Annotated in this window: 14 protein-coding genes; 11 read left to right on the top strand and 3 right to left on the bottom strand. The window is 33.9% G+C overall.

From position 1 onward, the window contains the following. Nucleotides 1-133: 133 nt before the first annotated feature. From FYJ55_RS09580 to FYJ55_RS09545, 8 genes are all read left to right on the top strand, one after another. Nucleotides 134-478 carry a type II secretion system F family protein gene (locus tag FYJ55_RS09580; protein ID WP_154556638.1) on the top strand — a complete coding sequence of 115 codons (345 nt, stop codon included), beginning with the start codon at nt 134-136 and terminating at the stop codon, nt 476-478. A gap of 4 nt (nt 479-482) precedes the next feature. Then, nucleotides 483-773, top strand: a complete 291-nt coding sequence (locus FYJ55_RS09575) for a hypothetical protein (RefSeq protein WP_154556637.1) — start codon at nt 483-485, stop codon at nt 771-773. Continuing rightward, complete coding sequence (locus tag FYJ55_RS09570; RefSeq protein WP_154556636.1) at nt 770-1,213, top strand: DUF4860 domain-containing protein; 444 nt, start codon at nt 770-772, stop codon at nt 1,211-1,213. Before FYJ55_RS09575 ends, FYJ55_RS09570 begins: the two co-directional genes overlap by 4 nt. After that, on the top strand, nt 1,210-1,530 hold the full coding sequence (locus FYJ55_RS09565) for a hypothetical protein (protein WP_154556635.1): 321 nt from the start codon (nt 1,210-1,212) through the stop codon (nt 1,528-1,530). Before FYJ55_RS09570 ends, FYJ55_RS09565 begins: the two co-directional genes overlap by 4 nt. Further along, the gene (locus FYJ55_RS09560; protein ID WP_154556634.1) at nt 1,530-1,823 is read left to right on the top strand and encodes a hypothetical protein; all 294 of its coding nucleotides are present in this window, start codon (nt 1,530-1,532) and stop codon (nt 1,821-1,823) included. Before FYJ55_RS09565 ends, FYJ55_RS09560 begins: the two co-directional genes overlap by 1 nt. Before the next feature lies 1 nt (nt 1,824). Then, nucleotides 1,825-2,880, top strand: a complete 1,056-nt coding sequence (locus tag FYJ55_RS09555) for a type IV pilus twitching motility protein PilT (protein WP_154556633.1) — start codon at nt 1,825-1,827, stop codon at nt 2,878-2,880. Nucleotides 2,881-2,972: 92 nt separating this feature from the next. Further along, nucleotides 2,973-4,316, top strand: a complete 1,344-nt coding sequence (locus FYJ55_RS09550) for an MATE family efflux transporter (protein WP_154556632.1) — start codon at nt 2,973-2,975, stop codon at nt 4,314-4,316. After that, a complete protein-coding gene (locus FYJ55_RS09545; protein ID WP_154556631.1) occupies nt 4,316-4,831 on the top strand; it encodes an SGNH/GDSL hydrolase family protein in 516 nt (171 codons plus the stop codon). Before FYJ55_RS09550 ends, FYJ55_RS09545 begins: the two co-directional genes overlap by 1 nt. Here FYJ55_RS09545 and FYJ55_RS09540 read toward each other — a convergent pair. Further along, nucleotides 4,828-5,391, bottom strand: coding sequence for a manganese efflux pump MntP (locus FYJ55_RS09540; RefSeq protein WP_154556630.1), 564 nt, complete (start codon nt 5,389-5,391; stop codon nt 4,828-4,830). The genes FYJ55_RS09545 and FYJ55_RS09540 overlap by 4 nt on opposite strands. A 241-nt stretch (nt 5,392-5,632) precedes the next feature. Here FYJ55_RS09540 and FYJ55_RS09535 point away from each other — a divergent pair, with 241 nt between their 5' ends. Beyond that, nucleotides 5,633-6,232, top strand: coding sequence for a histidine phosphatase family protein (locus tag FYJ55_RS09535; RefSeq protein WP_195836716.1), 600 nt, complete (start codon nt 5,633-5,635; stop codon nt 6,230-6,232). Here the strand turns inward: FYJ55_RS09535 and FYJ55_RS09530 are convergent. Both FYJ55_RS09530 and gdhA read right to left on the bottom strand, forming a co-directional pair. Then, entirely contained in the window at nt 6,186-6,857 is a 672-nt protein-coding gene (locus tag FYJ55_RS09530) for a YoaK family protein (RefSeq protein WP_154556628.1), read from the bottom strand. The genes FYJ55_RS09535 and FYJ55_RS09530 overlap by 47 nt on opposite strands. Before the next feature lie 80 nt (nt 6,858-6,937). After that, on the bottom strand, nt 6,938-8,269 hold the full coding sequence (gene gdhA, locus FYJ55_RS09525; protein ID WP_118319826.1) for an NADP-specific glutamate dehydrogenase: 1,332 nt from the start codon (nt 8,267-8,269) through the stop codon (nt 6,938-6,940). Nucleotides 8,270-8,436: 167 nt separating this feature from the next. Between gdhA and FYJ55_RS09520 the strand changes: the two genes are divergently transcribed. Next, nucleotides 8,437-8,832, top strand: a complete 396-nt coding sequence (locus tag FYJ55_RS09520) for a hypothetical protein (protein WP_154556627.1) — start codon at nt 8,437-8,439, stop codon at nt 8,830-8,832. 62 nt (nt 8,833-8,894) lie between these two features. Next, the gene (gene rpiB / locus FYJ55_RS09515) at nt 8,895-9,341 is read left to right on the top strand and encodes a ribose 5-phosphate isomerase B (protein ID WP_154556626.1); all 447 of its coding nucleotides are present in this window, start codon (nt 8,895-8,897) and stop codon (nt 9,339-9,341) included. The last annotated feature ends 178 nt before the right edge of the window (nt 9,342-9,519 follow it).

The following is a 9,519-nucleotide window of genomic DNA, read 5'->3' as shown; positions in this document are numbered from 1 at the left end:
ACACGATACGAATCCATAGCCATTGCGGTTATGAATCACCAAATCAATATGAGAATAATTATTATTCAAAACATTAGAATTTAAAATTTATCTATTTTATGAGTCCTTTTTCTTGACGTAGTACCATGATGCGGTGGATGTTATCTTACAATCGATTGATCATCCTCGTTTAAAAGAGAAGGTTGTTCAAGTGAAAGAACGTATGTTAGAAGGTGAGAGTCTTTCAAAAGCTCTAGTAAATGAAGGTGTATATGATCAAGGTTATGGCGCTTTATTGATGGCAGCTGATGAAAGTGGTCATCAGGATGAAGTGTTAAAGACGTTATCTAAACACTATAAAGATGATCTAGAGAGAATGCTTTCAAGTTTTTTAAATCGTTTAGAACCAACTATGATAGCGGGTCTATCATTATTGGTAGGATTTGTTTTAATTTCAATTATGCTTCCTTTGATGAATGTATTGCAGACATTGGGGTAGCCATATGAAAATAAAGAACATATTGTTCTTTGTCTTGTTTTTAATATTGATATTATTTGGCTTTTCAAATATCAATAAGAGTACAGAGAATTTAGATATAGATCGCATAAAGAATAGTTTGGATACGGCATTGATTACTTGTTACAGTGTGGAGGGTCGTTATCCTGAAAGTGTTCAATATTTAAGGAAAAACTATGGCTTTACTTATGATAAAAATAGTTATTTTATAACATATGACTGGCAAGGGGACAATGTATACCCAAATATTTATGTGTATAGAAAGGGGACCGAATGATGAAAAATGCAGGTGTTTTCTTTTCTCTTTCTTTATTGTTCTTGTTTGTGGTGTGTTGTTTTATGTTGCTGAATATTCAAATCGAAGATTATACGATGCTTCAAAGACGCACAAAACATGATTTTGAAACATATACGCCTGTTTCTTATGTCACGAATAAGATTCATAGTTATGATGCCGAAGATGGAGTTTGTGTTCTTGTCGTGAATGATCAAAAGGTGATCAAGCTTTCGGATGCGAAAAGCGATACATATTTGTATAAATCAGGAAAGAGTTTGATGGAACTTTGCGTTGTTAAGGATATGGAACCGGATTTAACGATGGGACAGCCGTTAATGGCCTGTCATGATTTTGATGTAGAACAAGATGTAAATACTATCTCATGTGAGATCAATGGTGTTACTTTTTATGTAAATATAAGAAGTGAGGTGGAATCATGACAAAGAAGCCATTTTCATTCTTTTTAGAATTATTGTTTGTGTTATTCTTCTTTTTGATTACTTCTACGATTTTGATTGAAATCTATGCGAAGATGGTGCAAATTTTGCAAACGGACACGTATCGTCAAGATGCCATGGTTATAGCGCAAAATAAAATTGAAACGAGTGCTAGTGTAGGTGAGTATTCGCAAGAGATGCATGATAATATATATGATGTTAAGATTTCAAATGTAAATAGGAATGAATATTGTATTCGTATTTATGTAAAGGAAAAGAAAGTGTTGGATTATAAATATTATCAAGAGGAGAATCACTAATGAAACAATCAAGAATAGGATTAGGTGTAGTTACAATGCTAAGCATATTTGTCGTTGTCTGCATGTGTGTATTAGTGTTGTTTTCATCCAATAAGGTATACCAAATCCATGAACAGACCAATCGTAGTTATGCGTTTAAAAAAGCGTACTATGAAGCTGAAATCAAAGCACATAAATTAATAGATGAAAATCAAACGGATTTTTTAGTTCATGTAAAGGGTGATACATATTTAAAAGTAAAAGTAAATGATGACAAAATCGTTATCTTTAAAACGATTGTGAAAGGGGAATAAAATGGAAGTTGTTGAAATTTTAAAAAAAGCTATAGACCAGAATGCTTCAGATATTTTCTTTGTGGCTGGAAGTCCATGTATGTTTAAGGTCGGACAACAACTAGTTAAGGTTACGCAAGAGAAAATGATGCCAAATGATACAAAGGATATTGTTCAACAGTTGTATGGTTTCGCCCCCTATTGTTCATATGAGAATTTTGTGGCAAATGGAGAAGATGATTTTTCTTTTTCTTTATCCCAGATTGGTCGTTTCCGTGTGAATGTGTATCGTCAAAGAAACTCAGAAGCTGCTGTATTGCGTGTGGTTAATTTTGATCTGCCAAATCCAGAAGATTTAAATATTCCAGAATCTGTCTTAAATCTTTCAGATCGAAGAAAAGGGATTATCTTAGTGAGTGGTCCTGCGGGCAGTGGTAAAAGTACGACGTTAGCTTGTTTAATAGATCGTATGAATGAAACAAGAAGTTGTCATATTATTACGATTGAAGATCCAATTGAATTCTTGCATTCGCATAAAAAGTCAATTGTATCCCAACGAGAGGTATATCATGATACGGCAAGTTATTTAAATGCATTAAAATCAGCATTGCGTGAGGCACCTGAAGTTATTTTATTGGGTGAAATGCGTGATGAAGAAACAGTTTCTACTGCTCTTTCCGCGGCTGAAACCGGACATTTAATTCTATCTACGTTACATACTGTAGGAGCTGTAAATACAATTGATCGTATTATTGATATGTTTCAAGGTCATCAAGATCAAGTGCGTTCGCAATTATCAATGATTTTAGAGGCTATCATTAGTGAGCAATTAATCCCAGGAAAAGATGGAGAATTGATTCCTGTGTTTGAAATTATGCTGGTCAATCCTGCGATTCGTTCGCAGATTCGTGAGAATAAGATTCATCAGATTGAGAATACAATGATTTCGAATCGGCAGAACGGTATGGTTATGATGGATGATGCGATCTATGACTTGTATCAACAAGGTAAAATCACAAAAGATATTGCGGTACAGTATAGTCTGCATCCGGATCGTATGAAAACAAGAGTGCAATAAAGAATGAAAAGTTACATTTCATTCTTTTTTTCTTTCAATAATATTACATAAGGTATATAATTTGTCTATTATTGTAAACGGGGAGGATTTGTATGCGTAGTTATCAAGTGGATATGTGTAATGGTCCGATTTTTAAAAAGTTGATTATTTTTTCATTACCATTAATTTTGTCGGGCTGCCTGCAATTGTTGTTTAATGCAGCCGATATTATCGTGGTAGGCCGATTTACGGGAAATCAAGCGTTGGCAGCCGTTGGTTCAACAAGTGCATTGATCAATTTATTGGTAAATATGTTTATTGGTATTAGTGTTGGTGCAAATGTTGTATTGGGGAAATCTATTGGGGCTCGAGATGAAGAAAATACTTCTAAAGCTGTACATACAGCTATTTTTATTGCCGTCTTTGGTGGATTATTAATGGTGTTTGTGGGTTTCTTTTTTGCAAAACCCTTGCTAGAGTTAATGGCTACACCAGAAGATGTAATTGATTTGTCATCTTTATATATGCGTATTTATTTTGCAGGTATGCCATTTTTTATGGTTTATAACTTTGGGGCTGCTATACTTAGATCGATTGGGGATACAAAGCGTCCACTTTATTTCTTGTTGATTTCTGGAATTGTTAACGTGCTATTTAATCTTTGTTTCGTAATTGTATTCGATATGGGTGTTGCTGGTGTCGCTTTAGCTACGATTATTTCGGAAGGAATTAGTGCTGCTTTAATTCTATTATGTTTAAAGCATATGGATGGACCTTTACATTTTGAGTTAAAGGATATGCGTTTCCATAAGGAATTAGCTTTACAAATGCTAGAAGTAGGACTTCCTGCAGGGCTTCAAGGCATTATTTTTAGTATTTCAAACGTATTGATTCAATCAAGTATTAACTCTTTTGGCTCTTTAGTTATGGCTGGAAATACCGCCGCAAGCAATATTGAAGGCTTTGTATATACGTCTATGAATGCAGTTTATCAAACTTCTTTGTCGTTTACTTCGCAAAATTTTGGAGCAAAAAAATACAATCGAATTGATAAGATTTTGTTAGAATGTTTAGGGATTGTAACTGTCGTTGGTCTTGTACTTGGACAAAGTGCTTATTTCTTTGGTCAACAGTTAGTATCTATTTATTCTAGTGATGAGCGTGTCATCCAATTTGGAATCAATCGATTGGCTGTTATTAGTACAATGTATTGTTTATGTGGAATTATGGATACTTTAGTTGGAAGTCTTAGAGGAATCGGTTATTCTATTTTACCAATGCTAGTATCTTTAACGGGTGTCTGTTTGATTCGTGTTATATGGATATTTACTGTATTCAAGGCAGTGCATACAACCTTCTCATTGTATATTTCTTATCCAATTACGTGGGTTATAACGCTTGTGGCACATGGTATTTGTTTCATGATTGTGCGTAAGAAAATTCGCAGTGTGGCATAATGAAAAAGGCATTGTTTTTAGGGGATTCCAATACTTGGGGCTATGATCCAAGAGGATATTTTCAAAGGTATGATTTCACATACATTGATTATTTAAATGATCTTGTGCCTGGATGGATATTTTTTGAGGATGCGATCAATGGTCGCTTATTGCGAGATGTAAAAGAGGATACATTCGATTTAGATTTGATTGATTTATTTTGTGTTATGTTGGGGTCTAATGATTTGATTCATTATTATGATGTTGAACAAATCCATTCTTTTATGCATGAGTTAATTGATTCAATGGACAAAAGAAAGCTGTTGATTCTTTGTCCGCCAATTTTACAATTTGATGAATTTAGAGATGAAAGTATGAAATTGAATGAGGCATATAAGGTAATGGGAGTTCCTTGTTTAGATTGTAATCCTTTAGATATGAGTTTTGATGGCGTGCATTTATCTGAAAAAGGACATAAGGAATTGGGTACAAAAATAGCTGGGTATATGAAAAGACTTGAATTGAAGTCTTGTTAGAAAAATAAATGTTCAATTAAGATTCTAATTCCTAATAGAATTAAGATGATACCACCTAAGTATTCAGCGTATTTTTCAAATAAGCAACCAAGTTTTTTTCCAAATAATACACAAACAAATGAAAGAATAAATGTAGTGATACCAATCGTAGTTATAGCTAAAAATAGATTGACTTTTAAAAAGGCAAAACTTACACCAACGGCTAAAGCGTCAATACTTGTGGCGATAGCTAAAAGAAGAATGTCTTTAAATGGGATGGAGTGAATCTTTACTTCATTTTCTTTTTCTTCTTTTCCTTCGCGAATCATGTTGATACCTATCAAGCTCAACAAAATAAAGGCAATCCAGTGATCGATGGATTGAATGTATTCGGCAAAATGACTTCCGGCATAATAGCCAATAGCTGGCATAAGTGCTTGAAAGAAGCCAAACGCTAGGGCTAGGATAAAGGCACATTTTTTTACTTGATCTTTATCAAGGCTCATACCTTTTGCCAAAGATACAGCGCTTGCATCCATAGCTAAACCAATGCCAATAAATAAAATAGTAATAAAATCCATATTTCCTCCTAAAATAAAAAGACTTATACGAAAAAAAGATGTCTTTTTTCGCATAAGTCTTGTTTATTACGATAAGCCAGATCGATTAATCAGTGTGTTGACTTAAATACTTACATAAGTAAGATAACTACTCCCTTATGGATGTGATTATATTACCAAAATCAAAATTTCTTTACAATGTAAAATAGTTATTGTTATCTAACTGAAATGGATTATAATGAGGCAAAAGGAAGGTATATATATGACACATTTTTATATTATTAGACATGGAGAAACAGTATTTAATCGCAAAGGTCGTATTCAAGGATGGTGTGATTCACCGTTGACGGATTTGGGTGTTTCTCAGGCAAAACAATTGGGTAAAGAATTGAAGAATATTCCATTTGATGTATGTTTTTGTTCAACGAGTGAAAGAGCTATAGATACGGCAAACTCTATTTTAGAGGGTAGAAATGTAAAGGTTATTCCTAAAAAAAATTTAAAGGAGCAGAGTTTTGGTGATTTTGAGGCTGAAAAATCAGTGGATATATTTAAAGATGGAGTACGTTTTCCAGAAGGTTATCGTTTTTGTGGTGGTGAAAACCATAGTGATGTTATAGAAAGAGTAACGAATGAATTAAAAAAAATCGCATCCGAATATCCGAATGCGAATGTTTTAGTGGTTTGTCATGGTTCAGCCATCAAACATATTGTGAACGCATTGTGTCCTGGTTTTGTGGATGAAAAACCGAATACAGCATCTTTAGTGCCAAATTGTTCGGTGACGAGAATGGATTGTGATACAGAATTAAAACTTATTGAAAAGCCTCATCTTTTTCACGGTCAACAAACATTAAAATAAAGGCGAGTATTAATAGTGAAACGCTTATCCAGATAGCTTTTGCTGAAAAAATCTGAATACAAAAGTTTCCTAGAATGGCACCGATTATAAATGTTAAAATAATTGAGTAGTAGAGAAGTCCACTTTGTAGATGTTGGACTTTTTTTGTGCATAAATAATTACACATTTCGTGTGTCCCTGTTCTTAAATTTCCAATACACATCGTTGTTGCGTAACCTTTACCATGTATTTTACGAAAGGCTTGTACTTGTAAGCCACATGCAAAAGAAGTTAAAGAATTTGCGAGAAGGTTTTGTTCGAATGAAATATATCCAACGCCAAATAATATAATGATTTCAATCAAGAGAGTAACTTGTCGCCAGTGTACTTTTTGAATTTTTTGAAAATGTACAAATTCCGCTAAGAAAACACCTAGACCAAAAGCAAGTACGGGACATAAATAATGTAGAGCATGCTGGAATTGTCCTCTTGCTAAATTTACACCAAAGAGGAGCATATTTCCAGTTTGGGCATTTGCGAAGACTTGTCCTCTTGCTAAATAGGAATAGGCATCCATAAATCCACCGGATAATGCCAAAAGAATACCGAGTTCGATGGATTCAGATGTTTGTTTTGCTCGTTTCATAGAAAGATCACAACCTTTTTACTTTTAAGATAATAATGCAAAATTACAAAAAATAAAAGCCGAAATCGGCTTTTATTTTATTAAACAGTGCCTTGTGCTTTCATTGCTTTTGCAACTTTTAAGAATCCAGCAATGTTAGCTCCAACTACATATTCTTTTTCATGACCATATTCTTTAGCAGTATCACGACAAGTTTCGAAAATATTTACCATAATGTTTTCAAGCTTTTGATCAACTTCTTCTGCTGTCCAAGATAAGTGTTGAGCATTTTGTGACATTTCAAGACCTGAACATGCAACACCTCCGGCATTGCTTGCTTTACCTGGAGCATAGAATACACCGTTTTTCATAAGATAGTGGATAGCTTCTGGTGTTGTTGGCATGTTAGCCCCTTCGCATACAGCGAAAACTTTATTAGCTACTAATGCTTTTGCATCTTCTAAATCAAGTTCATTTTGAGTGGCACATGGAAGAGCGATATCGCATGCAACAGTCCATGGACGTGCGTTTGGTGTGTATGTTGCATTTGGTCTTTTTTCAACATATTCTTTGATACGTCCACGACGAACTTCTTTGATGTCTTTAACTAAATCTAAATCAATTCCTTCTGGATCGTAAACGAATCCGTTTGAATCGGACATAGTTACAACTTTTGCTCCAAGTTGTGTTGCTTTTTCACAAGCATAGATAGCTACGTTACCACTTCCGGAAATCGTAACTGTTTTTCCTTCGAAGCTAGTTCCGTTATCTTTTAATAAAGCTTGTGTAAAGTAACATAGACCATATCCAGTAGCTTCGGTACGAATCAAGGATCCACCGAATGTTAATCCTTTACCTGTCAATACGCCGCTGTATTCATTTTTCAAACGTTTATATTGTCCAAATAAATATCCGACTTCACGGCCTCCAACACCAATGTCTCCAGCAGGAACATCTGTGTTTGGTCCGATGTGACGGTATAATTCGCTCATGAAGCTTTGGCAGAAACGCATAACTTCGCGATCACTTTTTCCTTTTGGATCGAAATCAGATCCACCTTTTCCACCTCCCATAGGAAGTGTAGTCAATGAATTTTTTAATACTTGTTCAAATCCTAAGAATTTGATGATACTAATGTTTACAGATGGGTGGAATCGTAAACCTCCTTTATATGGTCCGATGGCAGAGTTGAATTCAACACGGTAACCACGGTTTACTTGAGTTTTGCCATTATCATCAACCCAAGGAACACGGAAAATGATTTGTCTTTCAGGTTCTACAAGTCTTTCTAATACATCATCGTCTAATTCTTCAGGATGTACATCTGCGATAATATTCAATGATTCGAATACTTCTTCAACGGCTTGAAGAAATTCTTTGTCATTGGGATTTCGTTTTTTTACTGTTTCGTATAATTGCTCTAGGTCTTTCATTTTAAGTCCTCCCTTATTTAATACGTGATGATTATAGCACAAAAATTGAAAATGTTTCATAAAAATATGAAAAAATTTGTAAATATTAAAAACAAATATACAAATGATGGTAAAATGCACATAGCGAGTTCATATATTGTATGTTATTATAGAAATCGGTGATGAGAATGAGAGAAAAATTATATCGTTTTATGCAAGGTAGATATGGTACGGATAAATTAAATCAGTTCATATTTTATGTAGAACTTATTTTATTAGTATTAAGTTTATTTTTTAGAAGAAATATTGTCATAAATATATTGTTCTATATTAGTATTATTATTTATTTAGCACGTGCATTATCGAAGAACTATGTGGCAAGATCAATTGAAAATCAAAAGTTTATTCGGATTCAGGCAAAAATAGTTCATCGTTTTCAAGCATTTAACAAGTCTTTAAAGGATAAACAAAATAAGTATTTAGTTTGTCCTGAATGTGCACAAATTATTCGTGTTCCTAGAAATAAGGGGAAAATTGAAGTTCGTTGTCCTTCTTGTAGAAAATCTTTTGATACGAAAAGTTAGTTGTCTTTACGCAAAGATGGATACGTTGTAAAATATTTGCAGATGTTGAGGAGGATTAAAGAATGAAAATTGGTATGGCATGTGATCATGGAGCATACACGTATAAGGAAGAAATTAAACAAATGTTGATTGATGAAGGACATGAAGTTGTGGATTGTGGTTGTCATGATACAAATAGTGTTGATTATCCGGATATGGCAAAAGCGTGTGCAGATTTAGTTGCGAATAAAGAAGTGGACAAGGGTATTGTTATGTGTGGTACTGGAATTGGAATTTCAATTGCTGCAAATAAAGTAAAAGGAATCCGTTGTGCATTATGTACAGATGTAACTATGGCTCGTTTGACTCGTGAACACAATGATGCGAATATGTTGAGCATGGGACAAAGAACCACAGGTATTGAAACTTGTAAAGATATTGTTCACACTTTCTTGAACACTCCATTTAGTGAGGGTGAAAGACATAAGGGAAGAATCGCAAAAATCAGTTCAATTGAGGATGCTCAATAAGATTTAAGGGTGCTTGGAAAAAGTGTCCTTTTTTATTTTTATTAAAAAATAAAAAAAAACATTTGACGAAGCGAAAAGTATTTGGTAATATAGATGAGCACTGCTGAGGTGCAGATGATCTTTGAAAACTGAACAGGAAATAGAAATACAAACTAAAACGTCAATTTCGAAACAAACA

Source organism: Holdemanella porci, from assembly GCF_009696075.1.
GTDB classification, from domain to species: Bacteria; Bacillota_I; Bacilli_A; order Erysipelotrichales; family Erysipelotrichaceae; genus Holdemanella; species Holdemanella porci.
The sequence above is the reverse complement of the archived record's forward strand: the minus strand, read 5'-3'. Positions and strand labels throughout refer to the sequence as shown.

Excerpts from the sequence above, each read along its gene's own strand:
- FYJ55_RS09575 (WP_154556637.1), top strand. The coding sequence starts at position 483 with ATGAAAATAAAGAACATATTGTTCTTTGTCTTGTTTTTAATATTGATA.
- FYJ55_RS09570 (WP_154556636.1), top strand. The coding sequence starts at position 770 with ATGATGAAAAATGCAGGTGTTTTCTTTTCTCTTTCTTTATTGTTCTTG.
- FYJ55_RS09565 (WP_154556635.1), top strand. The coding sequence starts at position 1,210 with ATGACAAAGAAGCCATTTTCATTCTTTTTAGAATTATTGTTTGTGTTA.
- FYJ55_RS09560 (WP_154556634.1), top strand. The coding sequence starts at position 1,530 with ATGAAACAATCAAGAATAGGATTAGGTGTAGTTACAATGCTAAGCATA.
- FYJ55_RS09555 (WP_154556633.1), top strand. The coding sequence starts at position 1,825 with ATGGAAGTTGTTGAAATTTTAAAAAAAGCTATAGACCAGAATGCTTCA.
- FYJ55_RS09550 (WP_154556632.1), top strand. The coding sequence starts at position 2,973 with ATGCGTAGTTATCAAGTGGATATGTGTAATGGTCCGATTTTTAAAAAG.
- FYJ55_RS09545 (WP_154556631.1), top strand. The coding sequence starts at position 4,316 with ATGAAAAAGGCATTGTTTTTAGGGGATTCCAATACTTGGGGCTATGAT.
- FYJ55_RS09540 (WP_154556630.1), bottom strand. The coding sequence starts at position 5,391 with ATGGATTTTATTACTATTTTATTTATTGGCATTGGTTTAGCTATGGAT.
- FYJ55_RS09535 (WP_195836716.1), top strand. The coding sequence starts at position 5,633 with ATGACACATTTTTATATTATTAGACATGGAGAAACAGTATTTAATCGC.
- FYJ55_RS09530 (WP_154556628.1), bottom strand. The coding sequence starts at position 6,857 with ATGAAACGAGCAAAACAAACATCTGAATCCATCGAACTCGGTATTCTT.
- gdhA (WP_118319826.1), bottom strand. The coding sequence starts at position 8,269 with ATGAAAGACCTAGAGCAATTATACGAAACAGTAAAAAAACGAAATCCC.
- FYJ55_RS09520 (WP_154556627.1), top strand. The coding sequence starts at position 8,437 with ATGAGAGAAAAATTATATCGTTTTATGCAAGGTAGATATGGTACGGAT.
- rpiB (WP_154556626.1), top strand. The coding sequence starts at position 8,895 with ATGAAAATTGGTATGGCATGTGATCATGGAGCATACACGTATAAGGAA.